General features: G+C 62.9%; 12 protein-coding genes and 1 other RNA gene. 9 read left to right on the top strand and 4 right to left on the bottom strand.

What is annotated here, in order from left to right; genetic code table 11:
• Positions 1-92: 92 nt before the first annotated feature.
• Complete coding sequence (gene gyrA, locus NE850_RS26480; RefSeq protein WP_084747805.1) at positions 93-2,741, bottom strand: DNA gyrase subunit A; 2,649 nt, start codon at positions 2,739-2,741, stop codon at positions 93-95.
• A gap of 485 nt (positions 2,742-3,226) precedes the next feature.
• Between gyrA and ompA the strand changes: the two genes are divergently transcribed.
• The 5 genes from ompA to NE850_RS26455 all read left to right on the top strand — a co-directional run bounded on the left by ompA (position 3,227) and on the right by NE850_RS26455 (position 6,612).
• A complete protein-coding gene (gene ompA / locus NE850_RS26475; RefSeq protein WP_007180879.1) occupies positions 3,227-3,874 on the top strand; it encodes an outer membrane protein OmpA in 648 nt (215 codons plus the stop codon).
• A 194-nt stretch (positions 3,875-4,068) separates the two neighbouring features.
• Entirely contained in the window at positions 4,069-4,767 is a 699-nt protein-coding gene (gene ubiG, locus NE850_RS26470; RefSeq protein WP_007180878.1) for a bifunctional 2-polyprenyl-6-hydroxyphenol methylase/3-demethylubiquinol 3-O-methyltransferase UbiG, read from the top strand.
• Between the two features lie 31 nt (positions 4,768-4,798).
• Positions 4,799-5,512: a phosphoglycolate phosphatase gene (gene gph / locus NE850_RS26465; protein WP_007180877.1), complete on the top strand. Its 714-nt coding sequence runs from the start codon at positions 4,799-4,801 to the stop codon at positions 5,510-5,512.
• A gap of 123 nt (positions 5,513-5,635) precedes the next feature.
• Positions 5,636-6,005, top strand: a transfer-messenger RNA (tmRNA) gene (gene ssrA / locus NE850_RS26460).
• A gap of 247 nt (positions 6,006-6,252) precedes the next feature.
• Positions 6,253-6,612 (top strand): hypothetical protein, encoded by a 360-nt coding sequence (locus tag NE850_RS26455; RefSeq protein ID WP_007180871.1) that lies wholly within the window; start codon positions 6,253-6,255, stop codon positions 6,610-6,612.
• A gap of 111 nt (positions 6,613-6,723) precedes the next feature.
• Here the strand turns inward: NE850_RS26455 and NE850_RS26450 are convergent, their stop codons facing one another.
• Positions 6,724-6,990 carry a hypothetical protein gene (locus NE850_RS26450; protein ID WP_007180870.1) on the bottom strand — a complete coding sequence of 89 codons (267 nt, stop codon included), beginning with the start codon at positions 6,988-6,990 and terminating at the stop codon, positions 6,724-6,726.
• A 108-nt stretch (positions 6,991-7,098) separates the two neighbouring features.
• Complete coding sequence (locus tag NE850_RS26445) at positions 7,099-8,178, bottom strand: substrate-binding domain-containing protein (protein ID WP_165186790.1); 1,080 nt, start codon at positions 8,176-8,178, stop codon at positions 7,099-7,101.
• Positions 8,179-8,312: 134 nt separating this feature from the next.
• On the opposite strand from NE850_RS26445, the gene NE850_RS26440 reads away from it, so the two are divergent.
• From NE850_RS26440 to NE850_RS26425, 4 genes are read left to right on the top strand one after another with little or no spacing between them, the layout of a single operon-like run.
• Positions 8,313-8,798: an NAD(P)H-dependent oxidoreductase subunit E gene (locus NE850_RS26440; RefSeq protein WP_165186792.1), complete on the top strand. Its 486-nt coding sequence runs from the start codon at positions 8,313-8,315 to the stop codon at positions 8,796-8,798.
• Positions 8,795-10,360 carry an NADH-ubiquinone oxidoreductase-F iron-sulfur binding region domain-containing protein gene (locus NE850_RS26435; RefSeq protein WP_310699608.1) on the top strand — a complete coding sequence of 522 codons (1,566 nt, stop codon included), beginning with the start codon at positions 8,795-8,797 and terminating at the stop codon, positions 10,358-10,360. Before NE850_RS26440 ends, NE850_RS26435 begins: the two co-directional genes overlap by 4 nt.
• A 14-nt stretch (positions 10,361-10,374) precedes the next feature.
• A complete protein-coding gene (fdhF, locus tag NE850_RS26430; RefSeq protein ID WP_007180866.1) occupies positions 10,375-13,323 on the top strand; it encodes a formate dehydrogenase subunit alpha in 2,949 nt (982 codons plus the stop codon).
• Between the two features lie 8 nt (positions 13,324-13,331).
• A complete protein-coding gene (locus tag NE850_RS26425) occupies positions 13,332-13,583 on the top strand; it encodes a formate dehydrogenase subunit delta (protein WP_007180865.1) in 252 nt (83 codons plus the stop codon).
• 51 nt (positions 13,584-13,634) lie between these two features.
• Here NE850_RS26425 and NE850_RS26420 read toward each other — a convergent pair whose 3' ends face one another.
• Positions 13,635-15,359: an FAD-dependent monooxygenase gene (locus NE850_RS26420; RefSeq protein WP_310699607.1), complete on the bottom strand. Its 1,725-nt coding sequence runs from the start codon at positions 15,357-15,359 to the stop codon at positions 13,635-13,637.
• Positions 15,360-15,512: the final 153 nt, after the last annotated feature.

The following is a 15,512-nucleotide window of genomic DNA, read 5'->3' as shown; positions in this document are numbered from 1 at the left end:
GCAAGCTGCGCGGGATACGTATCAGCCCGATACGCCATTATTCCCGGCACAGCTTTCAACCAGTCACTGAGTCTGTAAGACGCTGACACGAATCAGGCCGCACCGCCCTCTTCGCCGCCGCTGTCACCCGCGTTGTTACCTTCAGCGGGACCTTCGGCGTCGCTTTCCGCATCACCTTCCGCTTCCGCCTCAGCAACCTGTTGCAGACCTGAAAGCTTGGTCCCTTCGTCAAGGCTGATGAGTGTAACACCTTGGGTTGCACGTCCCATTTCCCGAATTTCCGATACCCGCGTACGGATCAGCACGCCGGTATTGGTGATCAGCATGATCTGCGCTTCCTGATCCACCAGCGTGGCGGCAACGACCTTGCCGTTACGCTCCGAGGTCTGGATCGCGATCATGCCCTTCGTACCGCGGCCATGACGGGTGTACTCGATGATCGGCGTACGCTTGCCAAAACCGTTTTCCGTGGCGGTGAGCACCGACTGCTGCTCGTCGCCGGCTACCAGCAACGCGATCACGTTCTGGCCGTCTTCGAGCTGCATGCCGCGTACACCGCGCGCCTCGCGGCCCATCGGACGCACGTCGTTTTCGTCGAAGCGGACCGCCTTGCCCGAATCCGAGAACAGCATCACGTCGTGCTGACCGTCGGTAATGGCGGCGCCGATCAGGTAATCGCCGTCATCCAGACCGACCGCAATAATACCCTTGCGCAACACGCGCCCAAAGGCTTCCAGCGGCGTCTTTTTTACGGTTCCTAACGCAGTGCCCATAAAGACGAATTTGTCAGCCGAGAATTCCTTGACCGGCAAGACGACCGTAATCTTCTCGCCTTCCTGAAGCGGGAAGATATTGATGATCGGACGGCCGCGCGAGTTCCGCGAACCTTGCGGCACTTCATAGACCTTCACGCTGTAGACGCGGCCGCGATTGGAGAAGCACAGAATGTGATCGTGCGTGTTCGCGATGAACAGCGTGTCGATCCAGTCGTCTTCTTTCATTGCCGTGGCCTGCTTGCCGCGACCACCCCGCTTCTGCGCGCTGTACTCGGACAGCGGCTGCGATTTCACGTAACCCGCGTGCGACATGGTCACGACCATCTCTTGCGGCGTGATCAGATCTTCCGTGTTCAGTTCGGTTGCGTTCAGCTCGATTTTGGAGCGGCGCGCATCGCCGAACTCGGCTTTGATCGACGTGAGTTCCTCGACGATGATCGCCGTAATGCGTTCCGGGCGAGCCAGAATGTCCAGCAGGTCGGCGATTTGCGCCATGACTTCGCGGTACTCGCCGATGATCTTGTCCTGCTCCAGGCCGGTCAGGCGCTGCAGACGCATCTGCAGAATTTCCTGAGCCTGGGTGTCGGACAGACGGTAAAGGCCGTCGGACTGCATGCCGAACGACGGATTCAAACCGTCAGGACGGTAGGCTTCGCGACCACCCGCCGACGCGTTTTCCGTCTCGGCACGCGCCAGCATCTCACGCACCAGCGACGAATCCCACGGACGCGCCATCAATTCCTGCTTGGCGATCGGCGGAGTCGGCGCCGCTTTGATGATTGCGATGAACTCGTCGATATTGGCAAGCGCGACCGCCAGGCCTTCGAGCACGTGGCCGCGTTCGCGCGCCTTGCGCAGTTCGTATACAGTGCGCCGCGTCAGCACTTCCCGGCGATGCGACAGGAAGCACGACAGCATTTCCTTCAGGTTCAGCAGCTTCGGCTGGCCGTCGACCAGCGCGACCATGTTCATGCCGAAGGTGTCCTGAAGCTGGGTCGCCTTGTACAGATTGTTGAGCACCACTTCCGGCACTTCGCCGCGCTTCAGTTCGATCACGACGCGCATGCCGCTCTTGTCGGACTCGTCGCGGATGTCGGAAATGCCTTCGAGCTTCTTTTCGTTGACCAGTTCGGCGATGCGCTCCAGAAGTGAGCGCTTGTTCACCTGGTACGGCAGCTCGTCGACGATGATCGCCATGCGCTGGCCGCGGTCGATTTCCTCGAAGTGCGTCAGCGCGCGCATCACCACGCGGCCGCGGCCCGTGCGATAGCCGTCGCGCACGCCCGCCACGCCGTAGATGATGCCGGCCGTCGGGAAGTCGGGCGCCGGAACGATCTCGATCAGTTCGTCGATCGTGGCTTCCGGGTTCTTGAGCAGATGCTGGCAGGCGTCGACAACTTCATTGAGGTTGTGCGGCGGAATGTTGGTTGCCATGCCGACCGCGATACCGGACGAACCATTGATCAGCAGATTGGGAATGCGCGCCGGCAGGATGGCCGGCTCGTTTTCGCTGCCGTCGTAGTTCGGCGTGAAGTCGACCGTTTCCTTGTCGATGTCGGCCAGCAGTTCATGGCCGATCTTCGCCATGCGGATTTCGGTGTACCGCATGGCCGCGGCATTGTCGCCGTCGACCGAGCCGAAGTTGCCCTGGCCGTCTACCAGCATGTAGCGCAGCGAGAAGTCCTGCGCCATCCGGACGATGGTGTCGTAAACAGCCGTGTCGCCGTGCGGGTGATATTTACCGATAACGTCGCCGACAATACGCGCCGACTTCTTGTAAGCCCGGTTCCAGTCGTTGTTCAGTTCGTGCATCGCGTACAGCACGCGCCGGTGCACCGGCTTCAGGCCATCGCGAACATCGGGAAGCGCACGCCCTACGATCACGCTCATCGCGTAATCGAGATACGAACGGCGCATTTCCTCCTCTAGGGAGATTGGCAGAGTCTCTTTGGCGAATTGATCCATTATCCGTATCTTTTACGTGCCAAGACGACGGCTTGACTACATTTCGCCGCGTCTTCGCGTAAGCATTGCAGGCGCAACGCATCACGCGATTCTAACATGCCGCGAATCCGCGCCGACGAAGGTACGTATACCTATTAGGCAGCGAATGCGGAGCACGCCTCGACGCCCCATTTTTGAGACAGGGCAGGCTCGATTCGTGCGTGGGGCAATTCGCCGCTGAGCCATGACTGGCGGCGCCTCCGGGCGATTACTTCTGTTGCGCATGCACCACAATTGGAAGGTGATTTGATGGGGGGCAGATTTTTTTATCGTTGGAAGGGAACGATATGGCAAAATGCCAACGCACAAAGAGTTAGACACTGCTCGAAGTCTACACAGCACGTTTTTTGTTCTACACCGATGTTATACTTCGAGCAATGTATGACTTGTCTTCGTCAACAGGCTCGCAGTAAACCTGCGGTAATCTCAATTTCGAGAGGAGAAATATGAATAAACTTTCAAAGCTCGCGTTCATTGCAGCTACCGCAGTTATGGCTGCATCCGCCATGGCGCAATCGGTGCCGGCGTCGCGACAAGCCACGAACGACAACTGGGTGAATGGTACCGGCGAATACGTGTGGATGAACGGCACGAACGAGCTTTGCTGGCGCGATGCATTCTGGACGCCGGCAACGGCCAACGCAAAGTGCGATGGCGCCCTGGTTGCCCAGGCTCCGACCCCGCCGGCTCCGGTCGCACCTGCACCGGCCATCACGAGCCAAAAGATTACGTATCAAGCTGACGCGCTGTTCGACTTCGACAAGGCAATCCTGAAGCCGGGCGGCAAGGAAAAGCTGGACGATCTGGCATCGAAGATCGGCGCACTGAACCTCGAAGTCGTCGTCGCAACGGGTTACACGGACCGTATCGGTTCGGACAAGTACAACGACCGTCTGTCGCTGCGCCGTGCTCAAGCTGTGAAGGCATACCTGGTCAGCAAGGGCATCGAATCCAACCGTATCTATACGGAAGGCAAGGGCAAGCGCAACCCGGTCACGACCGGTTGCAACCAGAAGAACCGCAAGCAACTTATCGCCTGCCTCGCACCGGATCGTCGCGTGGAAGTCGAAGTTGTCGGTACTTCGAAGCAATAAGCTGCACATTGCCGCAGTATCAAAGCCCCGCTTCGGCGGGGCTTTTTTTATATGTCCTGCCGCGTGCCCAAGGCCGCGAGGGACGTCGACCGGACCGCGAGGGGGCGGCATTTTGCCGCCCCGTCCCTCGACCTATATACTCAGGGTTTATCCTCGAGCGCCCGCTCACCGCTCTCTTCGAGGCAGCTTCCGCCATGACCAATGCCGATCCCCACGAACTGCAGAAATTTAGCGACCTTGCGCATCGCTGGTGGGATCCGAATGCCGAATTCAAGCCGCTGCACGAGCTCAACCCGATTCGCCTGAGCTGGATCGACGCGCACGCCCATCTCGCGGGCAAGACCGTGCTGGATATCGGGTGTGGCGGCGGCATTCTGTCCGAGTCAATGGCAAGCCTCGGCGCGCACGTCAAAGGCATCGATCTGTCGACCCAGGCGCTGGGCGTGGCCGATCTTCACAGCCTTGAAAGCGGTGTAACCGTAGATTACGAAGAAATCGCTGCCGAGGCGCTCGCCGCCCGCGAACCGGGCACGTTCGACGTCGTGACTTGCATGGAAATGCTGGAGCACGTGCCGCAACCCGCGGCCATTGTGGAAGCGTGCAAGACGCTGGTGAAACCCGGTGGCTGGGTGTTCTTTTCCACGCTGAACCGCAATGTGAAGTCGTACCTGTTCGCCGTGATCGGAGCCGAATACATCGCGCGAATGCTGCCCAAGGGCACGCACGACTACGCGCGGTTCATTCGGCCGTCGGAATTGGCGAGCTTCGTGCGCGCCGCCAACCTGCGTACGGCCGATATCAAAGGCATTGTCTATAACCCGCTCAGCAAGCATTTCACGCTGTCCGCCGACACGAGCGTGAACTACATGCTCGCCTGCCGCCGCGACGCCTGATCCGCCCCGACCTGCCGGACCTACCCAATCAATGAGCGATCCCACGCCCCTGCCCCAACGCGAAGATAACGAAGACGCACTCGGTCTTTGCCTGGCTGTGCTGTTCGACCTCGACGGCACGCTGGCCGACACGGCGCCCGACCTCGCGGCCGCCGTCAACAAAATGCGCCATGATCGCGGGCTCGAGATGGTGCCGCTCGAAGATCTGCGCCCGCTGGCGTCCGCGGGCGCGCGCGGGCTGATCGGCGGTGCGTTTGGGATCGGCCCCGATAATCACGAGTTCGCGTCGATGCGCGAGGAGTTCCTCGCCAACTACGAAGCGGATCTGTGCATCGAGACCACGCTGTTTCCCGGCATTCCCGAAATTCTCGACGAGCTCGACGCTCGCGGCGTGCGCTGGGGCATCGTCACCAACAAGGTAGCGAGGCTCACGGAGCCGCTGATCGCGCAACTCGGACTGGAAGAGCGCGCCGGCTGCATCGTGAGCGGCGACACGACGCCGCACTCGAAACCCCACCCGGCGCCCTTGTTGCACGCCGCGCGCGAGCTCGACGTGGTGCCGGAGCGCATCGTCTATGTCGGCGATGATCTACGCGACGTGCAGGCGGGTTTCGCGGCCGGCATGAAGACGGTCGCGGCGGCGTACGGCTACTGCGGCAACGATATTCCGCCCACGCAATGGCATGCGCAACACGTCGTCCAATCGACGGCTGAATTGCAGAGGCTGTTGCGCGACCTCGGCTGAAGCGCGCTCAGCCGGCACGCCGAAGCCGGCGCACCGCTGCGGCGGCCACATCAATGAGTCAGGACGCGGCTGTCAATCTATTGTAAAATCTACGCTGGCTCAGAAAGTTGAGCAACGAACCGCGGGGGCGACCTGGTTTCGACAGGGGTTGCGAAGCGGCTAGGGCATGTCGAGGACCCGTCACCTCGTTAATCAATGGGAAAAACGTAACTGCAAACGACGATACGTTCGCACTGGCAGCCTAAGGGCCGCCGTCCTCTGCCTAGTTTACTGACGGGCTAGAGTCGCAAGACCGGTAGCAATACCGACAGAGGTCATATACGTCAGTTAAGCCTTGGTGGTGTCACGACATCCGGGTCGAAAACCTAGTGAATCGCCGTAGTGCAGCGTGTTCGTCCGCGTCACTACGGTTAAATCAAATGACAGAACTAAACATGTAGAACTGGTCGTAGAGTGCTTCTGGACGCGGGTTCGATTCCCGCCGCCTCCACCAGAACACGTTTCAGACAGTACATTCAAGTCTCACCCGGAACCCGTAAGCGGCCAGCTGCTTGCGGGTTTTTTGTCGTCCGGCGCCGCCTCCGCCTAACTCGTCGGCTCGCCACTCCCTGACGCTGCCCGATCGCGCTCCACTTTCGAAGAGCATGACTGGAATAAACGCATCCGCTCAATCGTTTAATCCTCACGCGCGCGCACGCCGCGTCTAGCGCGAAACCACACCAAGATCAGGAGCCGACATCATGCGCAAAACTCTTTTCTGCCTCGCCCTCCTCGCGCTGCAACAAAGCGCTTTCGCCGAAGCGCCGAAAATCGTCGACGGGCGCTTCGTCACGGCGGACGGCATGACGCTCTACACCTTCGACAAAGACACCACGCCCGGTGTGAGCGCCTGCACCGGCGGCTGCCTGAACAACTGGCCGGCAGCCACCGCCGGCGCATCGGACAAACCGTCCGGCGACTGGACGTTGATCGCCGGCGCGGACGGCAAGCAGCAATGGGCGTACAAAGGCCATCCGCTCTACCGCTACGCAGCGGACAAGCAGGCGGGAGATATGAAGGGAAATGGCTTCAAGGACGTGTGGCACACGGCCAAACCTTGAGCGTCTGCCATGAACGCGGCAACGGCAACGCCGGGCCACGAAACCTGAAGACCAGACGAAAAACGCCGGCAGAACGCCGGCGCCGCACTACCACCGGACTCGTGCGTCCGCTTACTCGTCTTTAGGGCACTGCAGATTGCAGCCATTCGGATCGCCCATATCGCCGCGCTTGCGCATGGCCGATTTTTTGCCGCTCTGGTATTTGTCGGAGGGCGCCGACGCGGCAAACGGCATTTGCGGATGCTCGGCGAGACGAAACTGATCTTGCAGGATACCGCCCGGCACACCCGGCGAATTCTGCGCGACAGCAACCGAAGCGCTGGCGAGCAGCACACCAGCCGTCGCCACGGCAGCACATGCGTAAAAAATAACTTTCATATTGATCGGCGCGACGTAACGCGCGGTTAAGGCGGAAGCGGAAGCTTAAAGAGTATCCCAAACGGACGCCATACGCAGCGCCGAACATAGGCTGATGTTTACGGCTGCTTACGCCGTCGTTTCGCCGAGCCCCTCTTCCAGGGCAACCACCTCGCCGCAGTCCTGCGGATCATAGCCTTCGAGTTGATCGACGCTCTCGCGAAACGCGCTGCCGCGCAGCAAGCCGATCACGGCCGCAAGCGGCGCGCGCTCGAGGCGCGCGCGATCGCAGGCGAAATAATAGTCTTCGTCGACGACCGGAATGAAGTCGAGACCGAAGTGATGCGCCGCGGGCTCCACGCCGAAGCCGACGTCCGCCATGCCGCTCGCGACGAACGCCGCAATCGCCGAGTGCGTGAGTTCGGTCGACGCGTAACCATTGACCCGATCCGGATCCACCCCGACTTTCCGTAGTGCGAGATCCAGCAACATGCGCGTGCCGGAGCCGGGTTGCCGGTTGACGAAGCGAATGTCGTCGCGCGCGAGATCACCCAGACCCACGATTCCTCTGGGATTGCCCTTGCCGAGAAAGAGTCCCTGTTTGCGCCGCGTGAGATGCACGAGCACGTGACGCTGTGGATCGAGCCAGCGGCGGTACGTATCGGCGCATACCGCGCGAAACTCGCCGAGCGGCAAATGGAAGCCGGCCAGGTCGCATTCGCCGCGCGCGAGCGCGCTCACGGCGTCGGCGCTGTCCCGATACTTGATGTCCACCGGCAGATCGTTGGCGACCAACGCAGTGACGAGCGCGGCCACGGCATAACCGTGCGACGCGAAGATGCGCACGTCATCGGCGGGCGGTGCGAGCCAGCGGTTCAGATCGCTTGCCACTTCGCTGGCGAGCGCCTGCATATTGCCGTCGAGCCGTTCCCCGCACAGACGCTGCGCACGCAAAACCGCTTGCCCGAGTTCGGACAGCACCGAGCCGCGACCACGCTCTTTCGCAATCAGCGGACCGCCCAGACGCTCTTCGATGCTGCGCAGCAAACCCCACGCATGACGGTAGGACAAACCCTTAAGCGTCGCCGCCTGCGCGATGCTGCCCGATTCATCCACCAGCGCCAGCAACGGCACGACGTCCGACAGGCTTGCCTCGCGGCCATCCGGGCTCTTCACCACCAGTTGCGCCTGGCACTCGATTCTGATCATATATGCTCAACTCTTTCCTATTGCGCCGGCCGAATCACCCGCCTATTGTTCGGCTATCCCATATCGAATATACGAAGCATAAGTGCACGCATTATGAATGACAAGTGCATATATGACTTTGGAGGAGCCCCCACTTGGACGATTCCATCGCCATCGCGCCGGATCAGCTCGTGCAACGTCACGCGCAACCGGGCATGTCGCTACTAGCGGTCTTGCACGCAATTCAGGACGAACTCGGTTATGTGCCGCCCGCTGCGGTCGCGCCGCTCGCGCGCGCCTTGAACCTGTCGCGCGCGGAAGTGCACGGCGTCATCACCTACTACCACCACTTCCGCACGCAGCCGGCCGCTCAGGTCACGGTGCAGTTGTGCCGCGCGGAAGCCTGCCGCAGCATGGGCACCGAAGCGCTCACCCGCCATATCGAGACACACACCGGCTGCCGCTTCGACGCCGAACATGAGCATGGCGCGACCGTGGAACTGGAGTCGGTGTATTGCCTCGGCCAATGCGCACTGTCGCCGGCGCTGATGCTCAACGGCACGCTGCACGCCAGGGTCACGCCGCAAAAGTTCGACGCGATCTTCGCGGCCGCCAGCAAGTGTGTGGAGGTGACAGCATGACGCGCATCTACGTTCCCCGTGATTCGTCGGCACTGGCGCTCGGCGCTGACGCGCTCGCTCAGGCGCTCGAAGCCGAAGCCGCGCGCCGCGGCCTCGCCGTGGAACTGGTCCGCAACGGCTCGCGCGGCCTGCTGTGGCTTGAACCGCTCGTCGAAGTTCGGACGCCTGAAGGCCGCATCGGCTACGCGAATGTCGACGCAGACGACGTCGCTGCGCTGTTCGATGCTGGCCTAATTGAAGGCGGGGCGCACGCGAAGCGCGTCGGCGTGGTCGACGAGATTCCGTATCTGAAGAAACAGCAGCGCCTGACGTTCGCGCGCATCGGCATCACGGACCCGCTTTCCATCGACGACTACATCGCCCACGGCGGCCTCGAAGGCTTGCGCCAGGCTCTGCAAACCGACGGCGACGCCGCCTGCGAAGCGCTGATCGAATCCGGCCTGCGCGGCCGCGGCGGCGCGGCCTTCCCCGCCGGCATCAAATGGCGCACGGTACGCGGCGCGAAGGCGGCGCAGAAGTACATCGTCTGCAATGCGGACGAAGGCGATTCCGGCACCTTCTCCGATCGTCTCGTGATGGAAAGCGATCCGTACGTGCTGATCGAAGGGATGATCATCGCGGGCGTCGTGACGGGCGCGACGGTGGGCCACATCTACGTGCGCAGCGAGTATCCGCATTCGATCGCGACGCTCGAAGCGGCCATCACGAAAGCACGCGCCGCCGGCTGGCTCGGCGACAGCGTGCTCGGCTCAACGGCGCATCGCTTCGAACTGTTCGTGGCGAAAGGCGCAGGCGCGTATGTGTGCGGCGAGGAAACGGCGCTGCTCGAATCGCTCGAAGGCAAGCGCGGCATTGTGCGCGCCAAGCCGCCGGTGCCTGCGCTCGTCGGCCTGTTCGGCCAGCCGACCGTGATCAACAACGTCATCACGCTGGCAACGGTGCCGATCATTTTCGCGCGCGGCGCGGCGTTCTACAAAGACTTCGGCATGGGCCGCTCGCGCGGCACGCTGCCGTTCCAACTCGCGGGCAACGTCAAGCAAGGCGGTCTGGTCGAACTCGCGTTCGGCGTGACGCTGCGCGAGTTGCTCTACGACTACGGCGGCGGCACGGCGAGCGGCCGTCCCGCGCGCGCGGTACAGGTGGGTGGCCCGCTCGGCACGTATCTGCCGGAAAGCCAGTGGGACATTCCGATGGACTACGAGGCATATGCGGCAGTCGGCGCGGTAGTGGGCCACGGCGGCCTCGTGGTGCATGACGACACGTCGAATCTCGCCGAACTCGCGCAATACGCCATGCACTTCTGCGCGCTCGAATCATGCGGCAAATGCACGCCGTGCCGGATCGGCTCGACGCGCGGCGTCGAAGTGATCGGCCGGATTCGCAACGGCGATACGTCCACCCGGCAAGTGCAGTTACTGCGCGATCTGTGCGACACGATGGTGTCCGGTTCGCTCTGCGCGATGGGCGGCATGACGCCGTTCCCGGTGCTGTCCGCGCTCGATCATTTCCCCGAAGACTTCGGTCTCGCCAACGTGTCTGAACACGCGCCGAAAGCGGCCTGACCCAGGAGCCCACCATGTCCGACATGCTCAACTCATCCACTGGCGGCTGCGGCTCCGGCAACTGCGCGTGCAAGGCGCAAGCCCAGCAGCAGCGCTCGCCCCGTTCCTTCTTCGACGACACGGACTACGGCACGCCCGAGCGTCACGCCGACATCGACGTCACGCTGGAAATCGACGGCCAGTCCGTCACCGTGCCGGCCGGCACATCCGTCATGCGCGCCGCCGTCGAAGCGGGCGTCAACGTGCCGAAGCTCTGCGCGACCGATTCGCTGGAACCGTTCGGCTCATGCCGCCTGTGTCTCGTGGAAATCGAAGGCAAGCGCGGCTATCCCGCGTCATGCACGACGCCGGTCGAAGCCGGCATGAAGGTCCGCACGCAAACCGATCGTTTGCAGTCGCTGCGCCGCAACGTGATGGAGCTGTACATCTCCGATCACCCGCTCGACTGCCTGACCTGCTCCGCCAACGGCGACTGCGAACTGCAGGACATGGCGGGCGTCACGGGCTTGCGCGAAGTGCGCTACGGCTTCGACGGCGCGAATCACCTGAAGGATAAGAAAGACGAGTCGAACCCGTACTTCACCTACGACGCGTCGAAGTGCATCGTCTGCAATCGCTGCGTGCGCGCGTGCGAGGAAACGCAAGGCACGTTCGCGCTGACCATCGCCGGGCGCGGTTTCGAATCGCGCGTGGCGGCCAGCGAAAACGTGCCGTTCATGGAATCGGAGTGCGTGTCGTGCGGCGCGTGCGTGGCCGCATGCCCGACCGCAACCTTGCAGGAAAAGACCGTCATCATGCTCGGCCAGGCCGAGCATTCGGTCGTGACCACGTGCGCGTATTGCGGCGTCGGCTGCTCGTTCAAGGCGGAGATGAAGGGCAACCAGGTCGTGCGGATGGTGCCGCACAAGAACGGCCAGGCCAACGAAGGCCACGCCTGCGTGAAGGGCCGCTTTGCGTGGGGCTACGCGACGCACAAGGACCGCATCACCAGGCCGATGATCCGCGCGAAGATCACCGATCCGTGGCGCGAAGTCAGCTGGGAAGAAGCGCTCACATACGCGGCCTCGGAATTCCGCCGCATTCAGGCGAAGCACGGCCGCGATTCGATCGGCGGCATTACGTCGTCGCGTTGCACGAACGAAGAAACGTATCTGGTGCAAAAGCTCGTGCGCGCCGCGTTCGGCAACAACAACGTCGACACCTGCGCGCGCGTGTGCCACTCGCCGACCGGCTATGGACTGAAGACCACGCTCGGCGAATCGGCGGGCACGCAGACGTTCGCCTCGGTCGATAAAGCCGACGTGATCATGGTGATCGGCGCGAATCCGACCGACGGCCACCCGGTGTTCGGCTCGCGTTTGAAACGCCGCGTGCGCGAAGGCGCGAAGCTGATCGTGGTCGATCCGCGGCGTATCGATATCGTCGATACGCCGCACGTGAAGGCGTCGCATCATCTGCAGTTGCGGCCGGGCACTAACGTGGCCGTCGTGAACGCGCTGGCGCATGTGATCGTCACCGAAGGGCTGGTGAACGAAGCGTTCGTTGCCGAGCGTTGCGAAACGCGCGCGTTCGAGCAATGGCGCGATTTCGTCGCGCTGCCGGAAAACGCGCCGGAGGCGACCGAGGCGGTGACCGGCGTGCCGGCTCAAGCCGTGCGCGAAGCCGCCCGCATCTATGCGACCGGCGGCAACGCCGCGATCTACTACGGTCTGGGCGTCACCGAACACGCGCAAGGTTCGACGATGGTGATGGGCATCGCCAACCTCGCAATGGCGACGGGCAACATCGGCCGCGAAGGTGTGGGCGTGAATCCGCTGCGCGGCCAGAACAACGTGCAGGGTTCGTGCGACATGGGCTCGTTCCCGCACGAACTGCCGGGCTATCGCCACATCAGCGACACGGTCACGCGCACGCTGTTCGAGGAAGCCTGGAACGTCACGCTGCAACCCGAACCCGGTCTGCGCATTCCGAACATGTTCGACGCCGCCGTGCACGGCACCTTCAAGGGTCTGTACTGCCAGGGCGAAGACATCGTGCAGTCGGATCCGAATACCCATCACGTGTCCGCGGCGTTGTCGTCGATGGAATGCATCGTCGTGCAGGACATTTTCCTGAACGAGACCGCCAAGTATGCGCACGTGCTGCTGCCCGGTTCGTCGTTCCTCGAAAAAGACGGCACGTTCACCAACGCGGAGCGCCGCATCTCGCGGGTACGCAAGGTCATGCCGCCGGTGCCGGGTTACGCCGACTGGGAAGTCACAGTGCTGCTCGCGCGCGCGCTCGGCTATGAAATGGACTACACGCATCCGTCGCAGATCATGGACGAGATCGCGCGTCTCACGCCGACCTTCCACGGCGTCTCGTACAAAAAGCTCGACGAACTCGGCAGTATCCAGTGGCCATGCAACGAGAATGCGCCGGACGGTACGCCGACCATGCATATCGACACCTTCGTGCGCGGCAAGGGCAAGTTCGTGATTACGAAGTTCATCGCGACGCCCGAGAAAGTCACGCGCAAATTCCCGCTGCTGCTCACCACGGGCCGCATCCTGTCGCAGTACAACGTCGGCGCGCAGACGCGCCGTACCGAGAACTCGCGCTGGCACGACGAGGACCGGCTGGAAATCCATCCGCACGACGCCGAAGAACGCGGCATCAGGACGGACGACTGGGTCGGCATCGAATCGCGCGCGGGACAAACCGTGCTGCGCGCCAAGGTGACTGAGCGCATGCAGCCGGGCGTCGTTTATACGACGTTCCACTTCCCCGAATCGGGCGCGAACGTGATCACCACCGATAGCTCGGACTGGGCTACCAACTGTCCGGAATACAAGGTGACCGCGGTGCAGGTGATGCCGGTCGAACAGCCGTCGCAATGGCAGAAAGACTATTCGCGCTTCAACACCGAACAGCTCGATCTGCTGAAGCAGCGCGAACTGGCCAACGCGACATCGGGCAAGTGAGGTCGGATATGGACAATCAGAACCTGATCGATATGGCCAACCGGATCGGCGACTTTTTCGATTCGATGCCGGACCGCGAGGAAGCGCTCGCCGGCATCGCCGATCATATCCGCCGCTTCTGGGAGCCGCGCATGCGGCGCGCGCTGCTGGCGGCGCTCGATGAGCCCGATGCGAGCGGCATTGAAATGTCGGCCATCGTCCGGGAAGCGCTCATCAAACATCGCGAGCAACTAACGCCCGCTGCACCGGCAACGGTGTAAGCCGGGCCACGCTAGCCGGGTTCACCACCTGCGCGACTCAGGCGGCCCGCGTCACAGGGCCGCCTGCTCCGGTATCTCCCCGCTCACCGCAAACCACGCTTCGCAATGCCGCAGCAGGCCGTGCAGATCGGAGCCTGTGCGCCCGCGAGCGCTGATGTAGCCGTCCGGCCGCACCAGATAGAACGACGGCCGCGTGCGGCCATACGATTCGGCAAGCGCCGGTCCGCCGTCGCCGGTGGTATCCGTAATGCGCCAGATGCGCACCGCGCCCGGCAGCAATCTCTCGACTTCCGCCGCCACGCGCTCCAGTTCGGCGTCCGGCGGCGGCGCATGCTTCGCTGCGGGATCCAGCGGTTTTTCGTCGACGGGCAGCGGCGGCACCAGCAGGAACAGCGAGAAGAACGCCGGATCGTGCAGATCGAACACGCAGCCGACGCCGGGTGCACGGCCGAGCGGTCCGTCGACCACATGCACCAGCGCGTCCGGTGCGCGCTCGCCGGCACGCGGTCCGCCGTCGAGCACACGTTCGAGCGTCAACGGACTGCGCCGGTACTGGATCGACAATTCGCTGATGGTCAGGCGCGCGGCGTCGCGCAGCGGACCCAGCGCGGCGAGCACCGGCATCACCCGTTCGCGCAGCAGCTTCAGCGGCCCGTGATCGGCCTCCGCCATCTGCGTGATGAAACCCGTCTGCCGCAGCACGTCACGCTCGATAGGATGACGTTCGAGGTGATAGGTGTCGAGCAGACGGTCCGGCGCCGCGCCCTTCAACACGCGCGCGAGCTTCCAGCCGAGATTGAACGCTTCCTGAATGCCGGTGTTCATGCCCTGCGCGCCGGCCGGGCTGTGCACATGCGCGGCGTCGCCCGCAAGGAAGATACGGCCGACGCGCAGCCGGTCCACCATGCGGCTATTCACATGGAAATACGAGGACCACGCGAGATCCGACACGTCGACTCGCTCGCGCACACGCCGCGCGATCAGCGCCTTGCATTCTTCCAGCGAAGGCGGCGACACCCTGTTCAGCGGCGGCTCGCCCAGCACCGCCGGCGTTTCGGCCGGCGCGACGCCGGCAGGTTCGATAGCATGATCCGCGATCAGACGATGCCTGCCGTGACCCATCGGAAACAGCGCGACCAGTCCTTCGCCCGACGCGAAAATATGGAACTCGTCTTCGGGCCAATCGGTTTCGGCGTGCAGGTCGGCTAGCAGGAAAGTCTGCTCGAAGGTCTTGCCCTCGAAGTTCAAACCGAGCCGGTGACGAATCGCGCTGTGTGCACCGTCGGCGGCGATCATGTACGACGGACGCATGGTCTCCGTGTGACCGTCCGCGCGGCGCAGCGTCGCCTGAATGCTGGCGGCGCCTTGCGCGAACATGGTCAGCTCGACGCCCCGTTCGATCGTCACGCCGAATGTGGCGAGATGCTCCGTCAGCAAGCGCTCGGTCACCGACTGATCGAGAAACAGCAGATACGGATAGCGTGTGTGCAACGGATCGAAGTCCAACTGCGCGAGACGCATGCCGTTCGAAAACAGATTGGCGATGCGCGCGCGATGGCCGAGCTCGAGAAACGGCTCGACCAGTCGATGCTGCTCGAGCAACTCGAGCGTACGCGCCTGGATGCCGATGGCCCGCGAATACGGGTTCGGCTGCATGGCCTTGTCGATCAGACGCACGGGGATGTGGGCACGCGCGAGACTCATCGCTGCGGCGAGCCCGGTGGGACCCGCCCCGACGATCAGCACCGGCGACGCATCGTTTGCGGCAGCGTCCATGCGGAACTCCGGAGACAACAATGCGTTCTAGTGTACGCCCGCAGGAAGTCCCCTTGGGGGCGCTGACGGCAACCGGCCAAGCGGTTGCGCTGCATCAATCGCAGCGCCGGCGTGGCATCGTGGCGACCATGTGGTGATCGCGTTGTGCCCGTG

This window comes from Paraburkholderia sp. USG1 (genome assembly GCF_031570135.1).
In the GTDB taxonomy this organism is placed as follows: Bacteria; Pseudomonadota; Gammaproteobacteria; order Burkholderiales; family Burkholderiaceae; genus Paraburkholderia; species Paraburkholderia dioscoreae.
Note: the sequence above shows the minus strand (reverse complement) of the source record. Positions and strands in the feature narration are given on the sequence as shown.

Bases quoted from the DNA above. Each gene is read 5' to 3' on its own strand.
- gyrA (WP_084747805.1), bottom strand. From the start codon at position 2,741: ATGGATCAATTCGCCAAAGAGACTCTGCCAATCTCCCTAGAGGAGGAA.
- ompA (WP_007180879.1), top strand. From the start codon at position 3,227: ATGAATAAACTTTCAAAGCTCGCGTTCATTGCAGCTACCGCAGTTATG.
- ubiG (WP_007180878.1), top strand. From the start codon at position 4,069: ATGACCAATGCCGATCCCCACGAACTGCAGAAATTTAGCGACCTTGCG.
- gph (WP_007180877.1), top strand. From the start codon at position 4,799: ATGAGCGATCCCACGCCCCTGCCCCAACGCGAAGATAACGAAGACGCA.
- NE850_RS26455 (WP_007180871.1), top strand. From the start codon at position 6,253: ATGCGCAAAACTCTTTTCTGCCTCGCCCTCCTCGCGCTGCAACAAAGC.
- NE850_RS26450 (WP_007180870.1), bottom strand. From the start codon at position 6,990: ATGAAAGTTATTTTTTACGCATGTGCTGCCGTGGCGACGGCTGGTGTG.
- NE850_RS26445 (WP_165186790.1), bottom strand. From the start codon at position 8,178: ATGATCAGAATCGAGTGCCAGGCGCAACTGGTGGTGAAGAGCCCGGAT.
- NE850_RS26435 (WP_310699608.1), top strand. From the start codon at position 8,795: ATGACGCGCATCTACGTTCCCCGTGATTCGTCGGCACTGGCGCTCGGC.
- fdhF (WP_007180866.1), top strand. From the start codon at position 10,375: ATGTCCGACATGCTCAACTCATCCACTGGCGGCTGCGGCTCCGGCAAC.
- NE850_RS26425 (WP_007180865.1), top strand. From the start codon at position 13,332: ATGGACAATCAGAACCTGATCGATATGGCCAACCGGATCGGCGACTTT.
- NE850_RS26420 (WP_310699607.1), bottom strand. From the start codon at position 15,359: ATGGACGCTGCCGCAAACGATGCGTCGCCGGTGCTGATCGTCGGGGCG.